The following is a 20743-nucleotide window of genomic DNA, read 5'->3' as shown; positions in this document are numbered from 1 at the left end:
AATGAATCAGTTATCGCCAAAGTGGATAACGGTACGGATGGACTTACCCTGATGCATTAAATCGAACGCTTCGTTAATCTGCTCCAGCGGTAAACGGTGGGTGATAAACGGATCCAACTGAATTTTCCCGCTCATTGCTTCTTCAACCATGCCTGGAAGCTGAGTGCGCCCTTTCACGCCGCCAAACGCGGAACCGCGCCAGACACGCCCGGTAACCAGCTGGAACGGACGCGTTTTGATCTCTTGTCCTGCTCCCGCCACGCCAATGATGATGCTTTCGCCCCATCCTTTATGGCAACATTCCAGCGCTGCGCGCATCACGTTAACATTACCGATACATTCAAAGCTAAAATCCACACCGCCGTCAGTCAGTTCGACGATCACATCCTGAATCGGTTTGTCGTAATCCTTCGGGTTGATGAAGTCGGTCGCGCCCATCTCACCTGCCAACTTAAATTTTTCCGGATTGGTATCAACGGCCAGAATACGCCCGGCTTTCGCCTGCACCGCGCCCTGAATGACCGCCAGACCAATACCGCCCAGACCAAATACGGCTACGGTGTCGCCTTCTTTCACTTTTGCGGTGTTATGGACTGCTCCGATACCGGTGGTCACGCCACAACCCAGCAGACACACTTTGTCCAGCGGGGCCTGCGGGTTAACCTTCGCCAGAGAGATCTCCGCGCAAACAGTGTATTCGCTGAAGGTGCTGGTGCCCATATAGTGATAAATCGGCTCACCGTTATACGAGAAGCGCGTTGTGCCATCCGGCATCAGACCTTTGCCCTGGGTCGCACGTACGGCCTGGCACAAGTTGGTTTTACCCGATTTACAGAACTTACACTCGCCGCACTCTGCGGTGTACAGCGGGATCACATGATCGCCCGGTTTCAGACTGGTAACGCCTTCGCCTACTTCAACCACAATGCCACCACCTTCATGGCCAAGTACCGCCGGGAATACGCCTTCCGGATCGTCGCCAGAGAGCGTAAAGGCGTCGGTGTGGCACACGCCGGTATGGGTAATTTTAACCAGCACTTCACCTTTCTTTGGCGGTGCGACGTCGATTTCGACAATTTTTAACGGTTGGCCGGGGCCGAATGCAACTGCTGCACGTGATTTCATTTGTCTCTTCCCATTATTGCGAGGTGATGGTGTTATTTTAGATAAGCACGCAGAAGATGGCCGATTTCAGCCATGCGCACGGCACGCTGATCTGGCGTAGTTTCCCCGCTGACCAGCTCGTCTTTCAGATGGATCTCAACCATTTCGCCCATCAGGCCATTGGATGCACCGCGCACGGCGGCAATTTGCTGCAGGATAGCCAGACACGGTTCGCCGGACTCCAGTGCGCGCTCAAGCGCATCAACCTGACCGCGAATACGGCGTACACGGGTGAGAATGCGTTTCTTGTCTTCAGGTGAATGCGGCATACGCCCTCCAAATACTATAGGGGGGTATACTATCAGATTTGTTATTTGGCTGTAAAATATATGATTACTGATTATGTTAACGCATTGATTTTTATTATATTAGTTTGAACAACACCCTGATTGGTTTTAACTGTGTCAGATGCACCCAAAGATTATGTAGATTAATAAGGCCTGCCTGAGCCAGTATCGCCAGGGTGATCATCAATGTGGACGCGGTAATCACAAGCATCAAACGACTAATATTTTTCTGGATCCTGATCTGCTGCTTTTCCCGTTTATCTTCAGATTCCCATGAAACAATTGTTGAAATAGCCTTGCCCTGAATATAATATTTTTCATCACTAAATCTGACATCCTCTGTAATTACAAGTGACTGGAGCAGCAGAAAGACCTTCCTCCTGAAATCTTCATTCTTGATATGTTTATACCAAAGCGTCCCGTACAATAGATCAATAACCTCATCACATGTTACTCCAGTGTGAGTTTTCTCTGGCGATTGATGTACATATTCGTTCACCAGCATCTGTAGCAACATTATACGATCAAGTCCACTCAACGCCTTGTTACTGGCGAATGAAGAAAAGAGATTGCTTTTTGCTCTCGTCAGAGCATTTTTTACATAAGCAATACGCGTAAAATAATTTATTGCAAAAAGAAAAATCGAATTAAACCTTAACGGACCTTGCTTTCTCCAATGAATAATCTCAACATTCATTTTTTCAATATCATTGAGTGGAAGGTTTATTTTCTCCATATAGGCGTGCTGCTCAGCATGCCATTTTTCAAGCACAACATTTTTGCCTCTTAGACTCACAAGCTGATATTTTTCTTGTTTTACATCCGAAAAATAAACACCATAGTAATTATATACTTGATCATCCACATGATTTTTCAGAGTAAACCGTGGCAGAAAATAACGCCATAATTTACCTTTAGCTCTCGAAACTAACGATTCTATGAACATGATTACGCTCTAACATCTTTAAATTGTCACAGTTAATGATAGTTCACTGTGCGAATAAAAAAGCCCTCCCCATTCGATAATGAGGAGGGCTTTTTGTACACCGATTTAGTGCTTATCAGTGATCTCAACAACGACATGGCGATCTGGAGCAAGACAATTAATCAGCTGCTGTCCGGTCTGCCCATCACAACTGGATCCCGTGACAGAATCACTCGAACCATATCCTTGTGCAGTAATATTTGCAGCCGGCATGCCTAACGCGACTAATTCATCGGCAACAGCCTGAGCGCGCTGGGCTGACAGTTGCTGGTTATAATCTGCGGCTCCGGTGCGATCGCTATAGCCAATAACAACGGTCGCTTTGTCTTTGGCCGGTTGCAGACCGGGGTTTCGGTATAGCTGCGCAATCGCCGCTTTCCCTTCTGAGGTTAGTGCTGCTGAATCATAACCAAACATCACATCAGATTTTAAGTTAAAACGCTGAGGTTCAGGCGCAGGAGTGGCGGCAACTGCCGGAGCAGGCGTAACCTCCGCGTCGTCATGCTGGCCAAAGCGATATGACAACCCAGCGGTAACGGAACTAACATCACTCGATACGCCAATCTGGTTTTCATTACCCACGTTGCTCACCCATTGGTATTCCACGCGACCAGCCCAGTTCTTGTTAAAGGCATATTCCGTACCGACAGCCACAACCGGACGCACACCGGTATCAAAGCGGTTATTGCCTTTAATATCTGACTCCGCGCGATATCCCATTGCCCCTGCACGACCGTAGAGATCCCAATCATCAGTCAAACCATAACTTGCTTTCAGCGACAATTGCAGACCCTGGCTTTTCATTTGAGAACCAGAAGAACCATTTTTACCGTTGAATTGCATATTACCTAAATAATCATAGCCGCCTTCAACTGCCAGCCATGGAGTAATCTGGTAGCCTGTAAATACCCCGCCACCGACGTTATCGCTATCAAAACCAACATCACCATATTTATTACCATTGGCCCCCGTTTGCTGGCTTGCGCTGGTATCAAAGTAATGTGACCAACCAAATTTCCCACCAGCATACCAGGTTCCCGCATCCGCGGCGGCAAATGCCGTAGTCGCGGTCAGCGCATTTGCAATAATGAGTGTAATAAGCGTCTTTTTCATAAATTTCCTATTATAGACTTGCCGTTTGTCAGTTAGTTATCTGTTAGTCGGCGCTACAATAAGATTTTTAATGAAGGCTGATAATCGTTTTTTTATTTATTTCTGGACAGTTTTAGAATCGCTCTGGACGCTTATTTACGATAACAATGGCTATCCCACCCGCAGTAAATCGCTATATCTCGTTGTATAACGCGGTGAAAGCATATCTCGCTTCATTGCCCACGGTTGTTGTATACCTTGTCCGGCAAAATAGAGTGTTCCTTTACCCTTTTCAGCATTGAGTGTATCCAGAACGGCCATCAGCTTATCGCTGTTATGCCGTGGAACGTTGTCATCAAAAAGATTCAACTGTGCAACGCCTGAGCTAAAAAAATCGCCCAGCATGACCCCTGCTTTTTGATAACGTTGTCCCTCTCGCCATATTGCGTCCAGGCTACGTGTGGCCGCCCTTATAATTTCCCGACTATCCTGGGTTGGTGTCAGCAGTTTTATCGATGCGCTGTTACCGTAATACGGTTCATTCAGGGAAAATGGGCTGGTTTTGATAAACGTAGAGATAAACCGGCAGAACTGGTGCTCTCTGCGTAATTTTTCCGCAGCACGTGCAGCATAGGTACAAATAGCCTCTCTCATCGCATTGTAATCCGTGAGTTTTTCACCAAACGATCTTGAACAAATGATCTCCTGCTTAACTGGCGCAAACTCTTCCAACGCCAGGCAAGGTTCACCGCGCAATTCCCGCACAGTGCGCTCAAGCACGACGTTGAAATGTTTGCGGATAAAGCGAATATCGGTATCCGCCAGGTCGCATACTGTTTTAATACCCATGGCGTCCAGTTTTTTACTGATACGGCGTCCGACACCCCAGACTTCATCAACCGGGAGCGCAGCCATCAGCTTACGCTGACGCTCAATATTCGAGAGATCCACCACCCCGCCAGTCTGTTCCTGCCACTTTTTGGCAGCATGGTTCGCCAGCTTGGCCAGGGTTTTGGTCTGGGCGATACCGACCCCAACCGTGAGGCGTGTTTTCTGTAAAATGGTTTCTCTGATTTCACGACCAAAATCTGTAAGATCCCTGCAGTTTCGCACGCCGGTTAAATCACAAAAGGCTTCATCGATACTGTACATTTCCACGCGCGGAGACAGCTCCTCCAGAATCGACATTACCCTGCTGCTCATATCCGCATACAGCTCGTAGTTCGAACTAAAGCAGAACACGCCGCAGCGCCTGAACAGATCTTTCTGTTTGAAGTATGGTGCTCCCATATTGACGCCAAGCGCCTTCGCTTCCGCGCTACTGGCAATGACACAACCATCGTTATTTGAAAGAACAACAACGGGTTTACCTTTCAGGTCCGGTCGGAATGCCGATTCACAACTGGCATAAAACGAATTAACATCCACCAGCGCAAACATAATCAGCCCGCGGATTTAATGATAAATGTCACCACGCCAAATATATCCAGCGTGTCCTCGCTGCCGATCATGATCGGTGCGTAGGCGCTGTTCTCTGGCTTCAACATCACCACCGGATGCAATTGCAGGCGCTTAACGGTGAATTCGCCTTCAATAGCAGCAATCACAATGTCTCCGTGGGCCGCTTTTCTGGCACTGTCGACTACCAGCAAGTCGCCTGCACCGATCCCTGCCTCCATCATGGAGTCGCCAGACGATTTAACAAAATAGGTTGCGCTGGGATGCTGCACCAACAGGTCGTTAAGATCGATACGTTTCTCAACGTAATCCTGCGCCGGAGAAGGAAAACCGCAGGGCACGAGATCGCTAAATAGCGGGAAGTGTTTGATTTCGGGGTGTTCAACTGGCTGGAAAAACAACATAATAATCTGCCTCTCATATAACTGTATTTATATACAGTAGTTTTAATGAGGACAGTGATCAAGTGACAGACGTGGCGAACTGAGCGTTGTTTAATCATCTTGCCGGTAAGCGTTTATGCTATCTGGAAAAATAATTTTCGGTTTTATTCCACAGAAGAAAGTACAAATTTTCGCAACATGTACTCAGCCGGAATGATAACGACTACGGCGCCCTTAAAGCGCGTATAGTGGCGTACTAAAATCATTAAAACGGACACATTATGACCACCGCAGGGAAAAGTCATCCGCTGGCCATTGGCGGCCTCATCACCTTAACGCTCATCTGGAGCTACAGCTGGATCGCGATGAAACAGGTCACGCACTACATCGGCGCGTTCGACTTCACCGCACTACGCTGTTCTTTTGGCGCATTATTGTTATTCATCGTTCTGTTACTGCGTGGCCGAGGAATGCGCCCGACACCTTTCGGCTATACGTTAGCGATCGCCTTACTACAAACATGCGGCATGGTTGGGTTATCACAATGGGCGCTAGTCAGCGGCGGCGCAGGTAAAGTAGCCATACTGAGTTATACCATGCCATTCTGGGTGGTGATTATGGCCGCCATTTTCCTCGGTGAACGCATGCGGCGTTTACAGTATTTCGCCATTGCCGTGGCAGCTGCGGGATTATTGCTGGTTTTACAGCCATGGCAACTGAACTTTGCCTCAATGCAAAGCGCGCTACTGGCGATCCTTTCTGGGATCAGTTGGGGGGCCAGCGCGATTGTCGCCAAGCGAATGTATACCCGCCATCCGAATATCGATCTGTTAGGGTTGACCGCATGGCAGATGCTGTATGCCGCGCTGGTGATGAGCCTAGTGGCCTGGCTGGTTCCACAGCAAGCTCCAGACTGGCAACCTGTCGTTTTCTGGGCATTAGCTTATAGCGCCGTGCTGGCGACGGCGCTGGCATGGAGTTTATGGCTGTTTGTGTTGCGTAACTTACCAGCCAGTATTGCCAGCTTAAGTACGCTGGCGGTACCTGTCTGTGGCGTTCTGTTTTCCTGGTGGTTGCTGGGTGAAGAGCCTGGTGTTGTTGAAGGCTGCGGTATTGTGCTGATTGTTGTTGCGCTAGCTATCGTCAGCCTGAAAAAACGCGTCTCCCAGGTTCAAAGCGTACGAAAAGCACCACCCTGCGAAAATTAATCGGCTAAAAAAATGCCCCGCATTTGCGGGGCGTTACCTCAGGAGCGTTTGCGCGGCATCATGCGCAGCAGCGTATTATCCTTCCAGAAATAGTGATGCATCAGGGCCGCAACGGCATGCAGGGCAATAACAAAATAGCCCAGGTTTGCCAGCGTCACGTGCCAGGACTTCAGCATATCCACTAAATCAAAGTTGGCCTCTGCCGCATGCGGCATAACGATGCCGAATGCAATCCACGGGTTACCCCGGTTGTACATCATCACCAGCCCAATAATCGGCAGGACAATAAACAACAGATAGATAACCAGATGCCCCAGATGCGCCATGCCGGTCATCATTGGCTTCGGTTTCGGCACAATCGGCGGAGCCGGGTATTTCAGCCTGACCAGCAAACGCGCCACCATCAGCGTTAAAATAGTGATACCGCAGGAGACGTGCACCATGTTGAACAAGGGGCGATAGCTGCGCGGGAAAAATCCGCGAAACTCCATGGCGCTATAGGCCACAATAACTAACAAAAAGACCAGCCAGTGAATACCGATTTGCAGGCCAGAATACTTATTCCCCATAACACTTCCTGAATAAAAACAATAATGCGTCAACATAACGGGCTTTTGTTAAAAATTCATTAACTTTTGTTCACCCATTTTCAGTCGCTTACGCTTAACCGCAAGAACCGCTATTGCCGAGGATGCCTGTCTGGACTAAGCCTGGTAGGGAAAATATGTCGTACCGCCTCATCCTGACAGGAGAAAACCATGAGTAAAATTGGCATTAACGGTTTTGGTCGTATCGGTCGTCTGGTATTGCGTCGGCTACTGGAAGTCAAAAGCAACGTGGAGGTTGTGGCCATTAATGACCTCACCTCGCCCAAAATCCTCGCCTATCTGTTAAAGCACGATTCAAACTACGGCCCGTTTCCCTGGAGCATCGACTTTACCGAAGACGCGCTGGTTGTCGACGGTAAAAAAATCGCGGTTTACGCAGAAAAAGAGGCCAAAAATATCCCATGGAAAACCACTGGCGCTGAGATAATCATCGAATGCACCGGTTTTTATACCTCGACAGAAAAAGCCAACGCGCACCTGGATGCAGGGGCCAAAAAAGTACTAATATCCGCCCCGGCTGGCGATATGAAAACCATCGTCTTTAACGTCAACGACGACACAATGGATGCGAACGATCGGATTATCTCGGTCGCGTCGTGCACCACCAACTGCCTGGCACCGATGGCGAAAGCGCTGCACGACAGCTTCAGTATTCAGCTTGGCACTATGACCACCATCCACGCCTACACAGGAACGCAGTCGCTGGTTGATGGTCCACGCGGGAAAGATCTGCGCGCCTCACGGGCTGCGGCAGAAAATATCATTCCCCATACCACAGGTGCCGCCAAGGCCATTGGTCTGGTTATTCCGGCGTTGAGCGGAAAATTAAAAGGCCATGCCCAGCGTGTTCCGGTGAAAACAGGATCTGTCACGGAACTGGTATCGATATTGGGGAAAAAAGTCACTGCTGAAGAGGTCAACAACGCGCTGAAAAAAGCCACGCAAAATAATGAGTCATTTGGTTATACCGATGAGGAGATTGTCTCATCAGATGTCATTGGCTCGCATTTCGGTTCGGTATTTGATGCAACACAAACCGAGATTACCGAAGTGGGCGATCTGCAACTGGTAAAAACCGTCGCCTGGTACGATAACGAATACGGTTTTGTCACCCAGCTTATTCGTACGCTGGATAAATTTATCAAGCTCTAATGTTCTGGCGGAGGCCTGCCTCCGCCCTCTTTCATTTCCCGCGAATTCAATACGTTGTGAGTCTCTCCCCGTTTTCGATTCACTGACTGTGCTATAGCTAACCTTTGCCACTGAGGGAGCATAGTAATGGAAGCACTGAGTCGTGAAACGTTAGAAAACATGATGGAGCAAGCCGTTGCCCACGCAACCACCGTCTCATTCTGGCCGCAGAGTGAAGCCCCCGGAGCAAAAAACAGCGATGCGGTGTTTACGCCTGAACCCCGACATACAGGAACATCTCAGTATGATCGTGCTGTCACCGGTATTCGCGCCCCGGAAATTACCGTTTATGCCCCCGAAAAACCTAACGGCGTAGGGATCCTTGTTACACCGGGAGGTTCTTACCGTCGCGTGGTGATGGATAAAGAAGGCAGCGTACTGGCACCATTCTTTAACGCTCGCGGTTATACCCTGTTTGTGATGACCTACCGCATGCCGGGTGATGGCCATGAGGAAGGTGCAAACGCGCCGCTGGCCGATGCCCAGCGCGCCATGCGCTACATTCGCGCCAACGCCCATGAATGGAAAATTAACCCTGATCGTATCGGTGTGTTGGGCTTCTCTTCCGGTGGTCACGTGGCCGCCAGTCTGGGAACCCGGTTTGCCGAACCGGTTTATACACCGATTGATAGCATAGACGAGCAACCAACGCGTCCTGCGTTCATGGCACTGGTGTACCCGGTTGTCACCCTGCGCGAAGACATCGGTCACCCGGGCTCTCGTCTTGAGCTGGTTGGCGCTACGCCCGAAAAGGAAGATCTGCGCCACTATTCTCTGGAAGAACGCGTGGATAGCACAACGCCGGCGACGTTTCTGCTACACGCCATTGACGATCCGGCGGTGAAAGTGGAAAACAGCCTGGTCTTCTTTAATGCGCTACGTGAGCAGGGAGTTCCGGTCGAAATGCATCTGTTTGAACGCGGTAAGCACGGATTTGGTATTCGCGATGCGCAAGGGTTACCGCTGGCCATCTGGCCGGAAATGATGATGAACTGGATCGCCACCAAAGTGTGAGAATTGCGCCGGGTGGCGCACAGGCTCACCCGGCGAAAAACTTAAGACTGCAAATACACTACCTGTGTTTGCAGGTATTCATTCAGACCGTGTTTACCATCTGCCCCGCCAATCCCGGACTTGCGCCAGCCAGCGTGGAAGCCCTGCATCGCCTCGAAGTTTTCGCGATTAATATAGGTTTCGCCAAACTTCAGCCCCTTAATCGCCTTCATTGCCGTATTCAGATTCTGCGTATAGATCGATGAGGTCAGTCCGTAGTCGCTGTCATTGGCCATTGTCAGCGCCTGTTCCAGCGTATCAAATGCAACCACCGGCAGCACCGGACCAAACGTCTCCTCGTGCATAATCGCCATATCCTGGCGCACGTCTAACAGTAACGTCGGCGGATAGTAATAACCTTTGCCGGCAACGGCTTTACCGCCCAGCACCACACGGGCGCCTTCCTGCACCGCTCGCTCGACTTTTTGCTCTACACGCTCCAGCGCAGCGGCATTAATCAGTGGCCCCATCGCAATGTCATTGCGCTCGGCCGGATTGCCAAACAGCACGGCTTTCATCGCCTCACCCAGACGATTAACGAACTGGTCATAGATACCTTTCTGAACGTATACGCGCTCGGCACAGTTGCATACCTGTCCGGTATTAATCACCCGTGAGTCAACAATGGCCTTCACTGCCAGCTCAAGGTCAGCATCGTCCATCACGATAGCTGGAGCTTTACCACCCAACTCCAGACAAACTTTGGTGATGTTTTTGGCCGCTGCGGCCATAATTTTCTCACCTGCGCCGACGCTACCGGTCATGCTCACCATGGCGACCTTCGGGTTTCCGGCCAGCTCCTGACCGACCGTTTCACCGCGTCCCAGCACCAGGTTAAAGACTCCGCGCGGTAAACCAATGTCATCAACAATTTTGGCAAAGGCGATGGCGTTATTCGGTGTGAATTCACTCGGCTTAATGACGATGGTATTCCCCGTCAGCAAGGCGGGAGCCAGTTTGCGGGCAATCAGGAAAAACGGGAAGTTCCACGGTAGAATGCCCGTCGTCACGCCCAGTGCACGCTTAAACAGCAGGATATTCTCACCCGGGCGATCGCTTTGCAGGATCTCGCCTTCATAACGACGCGCCCACTCCGCCATGTAATCGATATAGTCGGCGGTAAACGCGACTTCAACGTCAGCCAGTTGTTGAATTTTTCCACCTTCCGCCACAATCAACGCGCTGATTTCATCGGCTCGCTGGCGGATACCTGCAGAAATTTTGCGTAACCAGTTTGCCCGTTCAATGGCAGGCAACGCTTCCCATTGCGGCTGAGCGCGATCCGCAGCATCGATCGCTTTACGCGCATCTTCGGCACGCCCATCGGGAATACGCGAGATAATCTCTTCCGTGGCCGGATTGACGACATCAATCCAGGCGTCATCGTGCCAGGTCACAAACTGCCCATCGATATACATAGGATGTTGTACGGGTACTGACATGCGGCTCTCCTGTGATTGATTTGTTTTTAACAAGTAAAACTATTGTTAATTAATATCAATCATGCATGACGCATTATCGCTGGAGTGGCGGTTCTGTGAACTGCTTCATAAAAGCATCTGGAAAAGTGATGATGAAGAGAAAAAACGGATGGGCTTTCTGCCCGTTTGCCATAAAACGCCGACAAACGGGCAGCAAAAATTACAGAGAACGGCTCTCCAGTAAGTCGGTCAGCGCGGTATCATTTTTTAGCTGCTGCCAGGCTTGCTCAACGTCCTGGGGAATATCAACATGTACGATAAAATCGTGTCCACAGGGCCCATACCCGGCAGCATCATCCCGCAGTCGCGGAAGTTCACCGGTAATGAGAGAAAGATAGCGGTCTACCGACCACAGACCTTCTGCCGCGGGCACAAAATCCACGCCGTTGTGCTGTTGGGCCAGTTCAGGAATGAAACCAGGGAAACTCAACCAGCGCGGCGCATGTTGCTCATCGCGGGTTACGCGCTGAAACGTGGCCATTGTGCGGCGTTGCATAGTGGGATCCTGCACCACAATGACGGTATGAATGCTTTCTGCCGCCTGATTCAGTAACGCACAGCTAAATCGGGCATTTTCACCGCAGTTTGTCGACTGATCTTCCACCCAAATTTTCTCACCTGGAATTTGCCAGAACTGGTGAGCAATATCGGCAAGGATTGCCGCTTCCGCGCGTCCGGCAGTACGAATGATGTTATAACGCGGATGCTGGGCAATCGCATCATACAGAAAGCGCGTGGAATGACCGATACCACCGCTAATCAGCAAGGGAACCTGTTGCTCTTTCGCGATCCGACAAGCAGCGTCGATGGTCGGAATAACCGCGTTCCCTGCCAGAATCACGCAATCTGACTGAACGGAGATATTCCCCGTAAAATCATTCTGCGCCAGCCATCGCCCTACGGTATTGATAGCCGCAAGAGTGGTTGCGGAAAGTGTCGGAAACTGACTCATATTGATGACTCCTGGTGTTTATCTTTACCGGGTACAGATGCCGGATGGCGACTACGCCTTATCCGGCCTACGGCCCTGCACCGATTTATCCCGAAATCTGCTCCATCGCCTGCAGAATACGTTTATCGGAGATCGGATACGGTGTACCAAGCTGCTGGGCAAAATAGCTGACGCGCAGCTCTTCTATCATCCAGCGGATCTCTTTGACATCGGCATCTTGACGGCGCGCGGGAGGCAGTTTATTGAACCACTGCTGCCAGGCCTGCTGCACACTGTCCACTTTCAGCATCTGTGCACGGTCACGGTGCGGGTCGATAGCCAGTTTTTCCAGACGTTTTTCAATAGCCTGCAAATAACGCAACGTATCGCCCAGACGTTTGAAACCATTGCCGGTAACAAACCCGCGATACACCAGGCCGCCCATTTGCGATTTGATATCCGCAAGACCCAGCGCCATGGTCATATCCACGCGCCCTTTCAGACGTTTGTTGATATTAAACACTGCGGTCAGGATCTGTTCGACCTGCTTCGCAATCTCCACCACCGTATCGTTCAGTTCAGCCCGCACTTTTTCATGCAACGCCGCGAAGCCTTCTTCGGTCCACACCGGACCACCGTTGGCGTCAATTAACTGATCCACACCGCAGGAGATACAGTCGTCAATCAAATCCAGAACTTTACCGTATGGGTTAAAGTACAGCCCCAGCTTGGCTTTATTGGGCAGCTTCTCGTGCAAATATTTGATTGGCGAAGGAATATTCAGCAGCAACAGGCGGCGTAAACCGCACCACATCGCCTGCTGTTGTTCCAGCGGATTATCAAACAGTTTGATGGCAACGCTGTCACGCTCATCGACCAGCGCCGGCCACGCTTTCACCTTATAGTTACCGCGTTTTTGTTCGTAACTTTCCGGAAGCTGACCGAAGCTCCAGATGTGCAACCCACTCTGTTCGATGCCGTCATCGGCCACCGCGGACAATGTTTCCTGAACTTTGCCCTTCAGCGCATCTTTCAGGCCCTGTAGCGAACGTCCTTCCTGCAGTTTCTTATTTTTATCATCTACCACCCGGAAGGTGATTTTTAAGTGATCTGGCACCTGATCCCAGTGCCAGTCTTCACGGTCAACGGTAACGCCGGTCATGCGGCGCAGTTCACGCTCCAGCGCGTCCAGCAGCGGCAGTTCCAGCGGTGTGACGCGGCCTAAAAACGCTTCCGCATAGTTCGGCGCGGGCACAAAGTTGCGTCGTACCGGTTTTGGCAACGACTTAATCAGGGCAATCACCAGTTCGCGGCGTAGCCCCGGAATTTGCCATTCAAAACCGCTCTCGTCGATCTGATTAAGCAGCGGGAGTGGAATATGTACGGTCACACCGTCCGCATCGGCTCCAGGTTCGAACTGGTAGCTCAGGCGCAGCTTAAGGTTACCCTGATGCCAGAAGTTCGGATAATCCAGCTTACTGATTTTTTCCGCGCCCTCTTTGATAAGCATGCTCTTTTCAAAGTTGAGCAGATCCGGTGTTTCACGGCTGACCTTTTTCCACCAGCTATCAAAGTGACGAGCAGAAACTACGTCATGGCTGATGCGCTGGTCGTAAAACTCAAACAGCGTCTCATCATCGACCAGAATGTCGCGACGGCGTGATTTGTGTTCTAACTCTTCCACTTCAGCCCGTAACTTCAGATTGTCACGGAAAAACGCATGGCGCGTTTGCCAGTCGCCTTCCACCAGCGCATGACGAATGAACAGTTCACGCGACAACGTGGGATCGATCTGGCTGTAATTCACCTTACGGGCTGCAACAATCGGTAAGCCGTAGACAGTGACTTTTTCTGTCGCCATCACAGCACCCTGCGCGCGCTCCCAGTGAGGTTCACTGTATGAACGTTTGATCAGATGCTGGGCTACCGGTTCCACCCATTCAGGATCGATACGCGCGGCAATACGTCCCCACAGGCGGCTGGTTTCTACCAGCTCTGCCACCATCGTCCACTTCGGCGGTTTTTTGAATAAACCCGACCCCGGAAAGATCGAGAAGCGAGCGTTACGCGCCCCGGTAAACTCCTGTTTATCGGTATCTTTCATCCCGATGTGCGACAGTAAACCGGTCAGCAACGCGACGTGGATCTCCCGATATTCAGCAGGTTCACTGTTAACCGGAATACCCAACTCTTTCACCACCTGGCGCAGTTGCGTGTAGATATCCTGCCACTCGCGCACGCGCAGGTAGTTCAGGAAATCGACTTTGCACTGGCGACGAAACTGGTTTGACGACAGTGCTTTTTGCTGCTCGCCGAGATAGTTCCACAGATTCACAAATGCAAGAAAATCAGACTCTTTGTCGTGGAAGCGGCGATGTTTCTCGTCGGAAGCCTGCTGCTTGTCCATCGGACGCTCGCGCGGATCCTGAATGGACAGCGCCGAGGTAATGATCATCGCCTCACGCACACAGCCATGTTTTTGCGCTTCCAGCACCATGCGCGCCAGCCGTGGGTCCACTGGCAGTTGCGACAGTTGACGGCCCAACGGCGTTAACTTGTAAGCGGTTGCCTGTTCGTCGGTGGTTATCGCCCCCAGCTCTTCGAGCAGACGTACACCGTCCTGAATATTGCGCTTATCCGGCGCTTCAACAAACGGGAACGCGGCGATATCGCCCAGCCCCAACGCGGTCATCTGCAAAATAACGGATGCCAGGTTGGTACGCAGGATCTCCGGGTCGGTAAACTCCGGACGCGACAGGAAATCGTCTTCGGAATACAGACGAATACAGATCCCTTCCGAAACACGACCGCAGCGGCCTTTACGCTGGTTAGCGGAAGCCTGTGACACCGGTTCTATTGGTAAGCGCTGGACTTTGGTGCGGTAACTGTAACGACTAATACGCGCAGTGCCCGGGTCAATCACATACTTGATGCCCGGTACGGTCAGCGACGTTTCCGCCACGTTGGTCGCCAGCACGATACGGCGACCGCTGTGCGACTGGAACACGCGGTTCTGCTCGCTATTGGAGAGACGCGCATACAACGGCAGCACTTCGGTGTGGCGTAAATCCAGCTTATTCAGGGCATCGGCGGTGTCGCGGATTTCGCGCTCTCCGCTCATGAATATCAGAATGTCGCCTGGCCCTTCACGTCCCAGTTCATCTACGGCATCAAAAATTGCCTGCAGTTGGTCACGCTCAGTGTCATCTGCATCTTCAACAATCGGGCGATAGCGCACTTCCACCGGATACGTTCGGCCGGAGACTTCGATAATCGGCGCGTTATTGAAATGCTTTGAAAAACGTTCAGGATCGATGGTCGCCGACGTGATGATAATTTTTAGATCCGGGCGACGCGGTAGAAGTTCTTTCAGATAGCCGAGCAGAAAGTCGATATTCAGACTGCGTTCATGCGCTTCATCGATGATGATGGTGTCGTACTGCATTAGCAGCCGATCCTGTTGGATTTCCGCCAGCAGGATACCGTCCGTCATCAGCTTGACCATGGTGTTATCACTGACATGATCGCTGAAACGAACCTTATAACCGATACAGCCGCCCGGCTCGGTTTGCAGTTCTTCCGCAATACGGTTCGCCACAGTACGCGCCGCCAGACGACGCGGCTGGGTATGGCCTATCAGCCCTTTTACCCCGCGCCCCAGCTCCATACAGATTTTGGGTAACTGGGTGGTTTTCCCCGAACCGGTCTCACCGGCAACAATCACCACCTGATGGTCGCGAATTGCTTCCAGAATATCCTGTTTTTTCTGGCTGACGGGCAGGTTTTCCGGATAGCTGATTTCCGGACGCGCCGCTTCACGCAGCACAACTTTACCGGCTGCCTGTTCAATCTCTTTCGCCATCTCCTGGTAAATGGCCTGTTGTGCATCAGGATTTTTAACCTTCTTCACACCGTGCAGGCGGCGGGCAAAACGCTGTCTGTCACGCAGCATCAGTGAATCCAGCTGTTGCTGCAACATGTTGAAGGTTAATTTTTGTTGTTCTGTCATAGCGTTAAAAGGCAGTGCTCTGCCGGGTTAAATCTCTTTTAGATGATGGGTATAGAGTACCACATCGGCGCTTTTCATGTGTTGTTCAATAATTTCGAACATAGGATTCGATATATTGCGCTATCACTGCGACAGGATTGTGAATAAAGTGTCAACAAGCAACGGGGCACTCCCCCCTTCAAACACATAAAAGGAAACACCCATGAGCAAGGTATTAGTTCTTAAATCCAGTATTCTGGCAGGGTACTCTCAGTCTGGTCAGTTGTCTGATTATTTTGTTGAACAGTGGCGTGAAAAGCACTCTGCTGATGAAATCACTGTCCGTGACCTGGCTGCAAATCCTGTACCAGTACTGGATGGCGAACTGGTGGGAGCGATGCGCCCGAGCGATACACCGCTGACGCCGCGTCAGCAGGAAGCGCTGGCGCTGTCCGATGAGCTGATTGCTGAGCTGAAAGCGCATGATGTGATTGTTATCGCCGCGCCGATGTACAACTTCAACATCCCAACGCAGTTGAAAAACTACTTTGACCTGATTGCCCGCGCTGGTGTGACTTTCCGTTATACCGAGAAAGGCCCGGAAGGTCTGGTGACGGGTAAACGCGCTGTGGTGCTGACCAGCCGTGGCGGTATTCATAAAGATACGCCAACCGACCTGATCACGCCGTACCTGAACGTATTCCTGGGCTTTATCGGCATCACCGACGTGAATGTCGTCTTTGCTGAAGGTATTGCTTACGGTCCGGAAGTGGCATCTAAAGCACAATCCGACGCGAAAGCCGCTATCGACAGCGTAGTCGCTGCCTGATAATTCCCCCTCTCACCATCCGGTGGGAGGGTTTCTCCGACACTTACTTCTTTCCCTGCATCTGTATCTGTTTGCCGTGAATGCGATTAATATCACGCCAGATGGTTGCATAATCCCTGCATTTCGCCAGATTCTCTTCCCAGCAATGAAGCAAAAATTGTTCAGGCTCCGCGACATCCCGGCTTAACAGCTTGAATACCCAACGATTCCAGACGTACCACTTGAGAAGCCACATGATTTCACCCCACGACGCGACCGGTGTTGGACTATACCAGCATCCATTTTATGCCGTGTGGCAACTATTGCGATGTCGATGAATAATTCAGCGTCGTGTCCCTCTGGCTGTGTGAAAAAGCGATTTACTATTTTTTCAACCACTTACCATTAATACCCTGCACATACTCTCCCGGTTTAGCGCGAGCAACCAGCTTTTGCCCGGCCATTTTTGCCACTTCATCTGGCGGAATATTATTGCTCTCTGCCAGTTGCTGATAGCTGGCGTGGCGCGCTTTATTAATCTCACTCACCAGTGCCTGCGTTTCGGCATCGGTTTGCAATGCAACCAGATAGCCATTGAGCGTTTCCCCTACTCGTCCCTGAGTTCTGGCTTCATTCAGGGTCAATGCCCACGCATTGCTACTGAGTAAACTCAGGACAACCAGCGCCACTGCAAACTGTTTTCTCATCATGACCTCAGAACAAATCGCTGCGCGATTTCAATAAACTTTCGACGTCTTTATCAACTTTGATATGGATCTCATGCTCGATTTTGACGTTCATATTAATGGTGATGGGCTCTTTTGGCGCAGCCACTTCGATTCTGGGAGTGCACCCTACCAGCAGAGATGAAGCCAGCAGACCCAGCATGGCAGCTATCGTTTTCATTGTTTTTCCTCACATTCCTTGCCTTCCGGGCAATGGGTTTCCGGCAGCGCTGCATTTTGTTCAAGCCATGCCTGTAAATTGTCGCCAAAACGCAAACTGCGCCATAGCGTAAAGACGTTTTCTTCGTGGGTATAATTCAAATTAACCGTACCTACTTTGCCATCCACCCGACTATTGCCAGTCACGGTTGACTGCATGGTTAAGACACCGAGGTTATCCAGATTTATTTTCGTCCACGAATGGCTTATTTCCATATAACGCAGCCAGTTAATGGCCGCCCCCGCAGCCATGTTATCTTTGACAACCGCATCCGCAGTGTCCTTATCAATACGCAACGTCATCGGCCCTGGATTAGTCAACCAGCCGTCTTTAATGATCCATTTTTCGTTATCCAGCCATAATGGCAACGCGCCACTGACCGGGCCAGACATGGCGAATTGTTTGGGGTTAACCGCGCTGATAAGCTCGCTGGAAGAGATATTCTGCACTCGCAATAAGGCCGGATCATGCTGCGGCATTCGCAGTTGCTGCATGATGATTTTGCCCCCCAGCAGGTCGGCGCTGACATCGCTCAACAGTAACGGGTTGTTTTCACTCCAGGGGTACGCCCCCTGCAGATCGGCGGCGATATTCTTCACCGTCACCTGATTGACCACTTCCGCAATACGCAGTGAAATAGGTCCACGCGTACCCAGCTGCCATGCACCTTCACTAAACCGGAAAGGCAATACAAAATCGACACCGTTGATTTGGTTGTCGGGCATCCAGGCGCTACCGCCTTTTAACACTCCATGACCGCCCGCTTCAAAGCCCTGCTCCGGGGCTGCCGAAAACGCGACCTGCGCATACAGCTCACCTTCTCGTAGCTTCATTTTCCAGTCAGGTGGGACCAGAGGCTGGAATACGGTGAGCGATTGTTTTGGCCACCAGGCCTGTCCGCGCAGGCGGATACCGTCCCAACGACCATTCAGCTGTACGGGCCCAATCGCCCCCGCGTGAAGCTGGCCTTTGAACTGGAAAATTGTCGGATCGCTACCATCGACGCTGAACTTCAGCGTCGATGGTGGTAACACGCTTCCCCCGGTGAAGGTGGTGCTCCCTGCGTCCAGCGACAGTGCGCCGCTAAATGTCGGTTTGGTTGCATCCCGTACCCAGACTATCGGTTCGTCCATCACCAGACGTGGGTTTTCCACCTTCATCGTGCCGTATTGCAGATGATCAAATCCGGTGGAAAGATCAAATAACTTCAGGGTGTTGTCATGCCATTCTCCCTTACCCGCCACGTCCCAACGGGCATGCATCGGCGTAAAGCTGCCTTCACCCCAATATCGCCACTGCCAACGACCGGCATCAGGAAGAAAATCATTTGCCAGACCATCCAGATGCAATTCAAAACCGCCCATCTGGTTTTCATGCGCACGTAAAATAGCCTGCAGACGCCCATCCACACCGCGTTGCGTAACTTTAACCCCTGCCAGCGGCCAGCGAATCTCGTCAATATCCAGCGAATCAATCACCCGTCCACGTGAGCGCAGCAACGCCCCTGGCTCGAAAGCCAATTGCGGATCGTTCAGACTTCCGGTGAGTCTGGCGGGTAATTTCGCGTAGAAGATCAGATCACCCTGTTTCGCTTCACCGGTCAACTGTAGCGGCATATCGCTACTATCCATACCAAGCTTACCTGGCCCCAGCGTTAATACGGCGTTTCCTTTACCGGCATCGCCATGCGTCAGAATGTTCAGACGTCCACTCACCACCGCGTTTTCCAGTCCGGCCTGCCAGTTTTCAACCTTCATGCCCAGCCGGCCACTTAACGGGAATCCCTGATAAGGCCAGTTCCAGCGTCCGTCGCTGATGGTCAGTTGCTGGCGTGTTATTTCCCACGGAAGGTCAAGCAGCGGATCGGCATTATCCCGCGCCATCACGATCAGTTGTCCGCTGTTTTGTTGCCACTCCAGTTCGGCGTCCACAAGCGTAGGCTCTTGCGGCAAACTTAACGTCGCAACCGCATGACCGCTTACCGGTAGTCCATCGGGCACCAGTGGCATCGTAAATTCACCGACCAGTTTTACTGGCGGCTGGCCTTCAAATGCCGCAACATCCAGCTCCGTTACCGTGAGGTTTTGCCCGTGCAAACGCCCCTGAAATTTAACTTTTTCACCCTGGTAACGCAGCTGTTGAGTAGAGGGAGTGAGCGAGAGTGACAGTTTTCCCTGCCATTCCTGCCATGGAGAAAGGATAAGTTTGTCGATGTTAATCCAGGTATTGGGCAGCATTGACTGCCATTCAGCCAGCGTTTTAGGCGCTACCGGCGATGGCTCTGCCTGCGGCAATTTGGCCAGGCAAGCTGAATCCAACTCAATGGTCCCGACATTCAGCGCCCAGCGGCTGGGGTGAGACAGATCCGCCTGAGTGATGCGTGCTAGCGGGCAATCTTCAACCAGATAGCGGAGTTCAGGTATATGCAACCCATGCCGTGTCAGCCGCGGGCTTTCATCCAGCGCGATGCGTGTTCCAACGGGTAACCAGATACCCACCAACGTAGGCACCCACAGGCCAAGCGTCATCACTAGCGTCAGCGGCACGAGAATCAATAATAAGAGGAGTGCCAGAACGGCTTTATATTTACCCTTCATGGGTAGTTAATATCCTGATTTAGCAAAAATTTAAGCCGGTTTAGGCCTGTATTGTGGCATGTTTAACTGGATATGCCCACATTAAGGATAGATAACCGATTTACAGGCACGCTGTTACACGTGCCGTCGGGGATATTAAGATTCAGACTCAATGAGGCCTCAGTTGTCCATCGCTATGTTTAGGTCCGATACGACCTGCTTCTATCAGAATTTCCTCAATGAGTTCTTCGAGGCACTCCCTACCATGATGATCGCAGACCAGATGTACCTGCCGGGAAATCTCATCAGGTTTCATACCATCGCATAATGCCGCCTTGAGCATTAGGGTGGCCCATCGTTTTGCTTCAGAGTGAGTCAGCATAACCCCTCCCGATAATTGCTACCTGTATAAGCGTAGCTGTCCGGATGTGATTCGGCTGGCTTTTTACCTGCCGCGATATTCGGGTGTTGAGTTGGATAGAAAAATATCCAGTTGTTGAAATTGTGTAACCTGCCCACACTAACAACAGATACGGTGAAATTATTCATTACGCCTATGACTATCAATAACTTTTTAGATTTTGT

General features: G+C 51.1%; 18 protein-coding genes. 4 read left to right on the top strand and 14 right to left on the bottom strand.

Translation table 11 applies throughout. The features are described 5' to 3' along the window. Positions 1–6: 6 nt before the first annotated feature. The 6 genes from OGY06_RS03050 to OGY06_RS03025 form a co-directional block, all read right to left on the bottom strand. Complete coding sequence (locus OGY06_RS03050; RefSeq protein ID WP_008784862.1) at positions 7–1125, bottom strand: S-(hydroxymethyl)glutathione dehydrogenase/class III alcohol dehydrogenase; 1119 nt, start codon at positions 1123–1125, stop codon at positions 7–9. Positions 1126–1157: 32 nt separating this feature from the next. Next, positions 1158–1433: a metal/formaldehyde-sensitive transcriptional repressor gene (locus tag OGY06_RS03045; RefSeq protein ID WP_003833178.1), complete on the bottom strand. Its 276-nt coding sequence runs from the start codon at positions 1431–1433 to the stop codon at positions 1158–1160. Between the two features lie 94 nt (positions 1434–1527). Next, positions 1528–2316, bottom strand: a complete 789-nt coding sequence (locus tag OGY06_RS03040) for a hypothetical protein (protein WP_050542087.1) — start codon at positions 2314–2316, stop codon at positions 1528–1530. Between the two features lie 186 nt (positions 2317–2502). Further along, positions 2503–3549: a porin OmpA gene (gene ompA / locus OGY06_RS03035; RefSeq protein ID WP_286604656.1), complete on the bottom strand. Its 1047-nt coding sequence runs from the start codon at positions 3547–3549 to the stop codon at positions 2503–2505. A gap of 150 nt (positions 3550–3699) precedes the next feature. Then, on the bottom strand, positions 3700–4968 hold the full coding sequence (locus OGY06_RS03030; RefSeq protein ID WP_003833181.1) for a Y-family DNA polymerase: 1269 nt from the start codon (positions 4966–4968) through the stop codon (positions 3700–3702). Positions 4969–4970: 2 nt separating this feature from the next. Beyond that, complete coding sequence (locus OGY06_RS03025) at positions 4971–5390, bottom strand: translesion error-prone DNA polymerase V autoproteolytic subunit (RefSeq protein ID WP_267391038.1); 420 nt, start codon at positions 5388–5390, stop codon at positions 4971–4973. A 260-nt stretch (positions 5391–5650) separates the two neighbouring features. On the opposite strand from OGY06_RS03025, the gene OGY06_RS03020 reads away from it, so the two are divergent. Next, complete coding sequence (locus OGY06_RS03020) at positions 5651–6577, top strand: DMT family transporter (RefSeq protein ID WP_286604651.1); 927 nt, start codon at positions 5651–5653, stop codon at positions 6575–6577. A gap of 38 nt (positions 6578–6615) precedes the next feature. Here the strand turns inward: OGY06_RS03020 and cybB are convergent, their stop codons facing one another. Next, positions 6616–7146: a cytochrome b561 gene (cybB, locus tag OGY06_RS03015; protein WP_003833183.1), complete on the bottom strand. Its 531-nt coding sequence runs from the start codon at positions 7144–7146 to the stop codon at positions 6616–6618. A 189-nt stretch (positions 7147–7335) separates the two neighbouring features. Between cybB and gap the strand changes: the two genes are divergently transcribed. Together gap and OGY06_RS03005 are read left to right on the top strand one after the other, a co-directional pair. Then, positions 7336–8337, top strand: a complete 1002-nt coding sequence (gap, locus tag OGY06_RS03010) for a type I glyceraldehyde-3-phosphate dehydrogenase (RefSeq protein WP_286604648.1) — start codon at positions 7336–7338, stop codon at positions 8335–8337. Positions 8338–8463: 126 nt separating this feature from the next. Next, on the top strand, positions 8464–9390 hold the full coding sequence (locus OGY06_RS03005) for an alpha/beta hydrolase (RefSeq protein WP_286604645.1): 927 nt from the start codon (positions 8464–8466) through the stop codon (positions 9388–9390). 41 nt (positions 9391–9431) lie between these two features. Here OGY06_RS03005 and aldA read toward each other — a convergent pair whose 3' ends face one another. From aldA to hrpA, 3 genes are all read right to left on the bottom strand, one after another. Next, on the bottom strand, positions 9432–10871 hold the full coding sequence (gene aldA / locus OGY06_RS03000) for an aldehyde dehydrogenase (RefSeq protein ID WP_149335286.1): 1440 nt from the start codon (positions 10869–10871) through the stop codon (positions 9432–9434). A 199-nt stretch (positions 10872–11070) separates the two neighbouring features. Then, positions 11071–11862, bottom strand: a complete 792-nt coding sequence (locus OGY06_RS02995; protein WP_149335285.1) for a YdcF family protein — start codon at positions 11860–11862, stop codon at positions 11071–11073. Between the two features lie 85 nt (positions 11863–11947). After that, a complete protein-coding gene (hrpA, locus tag OGY06_RS02990) occupies positions 11948–15850 on the bottom strand; it encodes an ATP-dependent RNA helicase HrpA (protein ID WP_286604641.1) in 3903 nt (1300 codons plus the stop codon). 202 nt (positions 15851–16052) lie between these two features. Between hrpA and azoR the strand changes: the two genes are divergently transcribed. Further along, a complete protein-coding gene (gene azoR, locus OGY06_RS02985; protein WP_003020341.1) occupies positions 16053–16658 on the top strand; it encodes an FMN-dependent NADH-azoreductase in 606 nt (201 codons plus the stop codon). A 43-nt stretch (positions 16659–16701) separates the two neighbouring features. Here azoR and OGY06_RS02980 read toward each other — a convergent pair whose 3' ends face one another. The 4 genes from OGY06_RS02980 to OGY06_RS02965 all read right to left on the bottom strand — a co-directional run bounded on the left by OGY06_RS02980 (position 16702) and on the right by OGY06_RS02965 (position 20179). After that, positions 16702–16893 (bottom strand): hypothetical protein, encoded by a 192-nt coding sequence (locus OGY06_RS02980; protein WP_008784880.1) that lies wholly within the window; start codon positions 16891–16893, stop codon positions 16702–16704. 127 nt (positions 16894–17020) lie between these two features. Then, positions 17021–17344, bottom strand: a complete 324-nt coding sequence (locus OGY06_RS02975; RefSeq protein ID WP_148362672.1) for a YdbL family probable chaperone protein — start codon at positions 17342–17344, stop codon at positions 17021–17023. A gap of 7 nt (positions 17345–17351) precedes the next feature. Beyond that, positions 17352–17543: a YnbE family lipoprotein gene (locus tag OGY06_RS02970; RefSeq protein ID WP_003020350.1), complete on the bottom strand. Its 192-nt coding sequence runs from the start codon at positions 17541–17543 to the stop codon at positions 17352–17354. Next, positions 17540–20179 carry a YdbH family protein gene (locus OGY06_RS02965; RefSeq protein ID WP_286604639.1) on the bottom strand — a complete coding sequence of 880 codons (2640 nt, stop codon included), beginning with the start codon at positions 20177–20179 and terminating at the stop codon, positions 17540–17542. Before OGY06_RS02965 ends, OGY06_RS02970 begins: the two co-directional genes overlap by 4 nt. Positions 20180–20743 lie beyond the last annotated feature (564 nt).

It is taken from the genome of Citrobacter sp. Cpo147 (genome assembly GCF_030332405.1).
GTDB lineage: Bacteria > Pseudomonadota > Gammaproteobacteria > Enterobacterales > Enterobacteriaceae > Citrobacter > Citrobacter portucalensis.
Note: the sequence above shows the minus strand (reverse complement) of the source record. Positions and strands in the feature narration are given on the sequence as shown.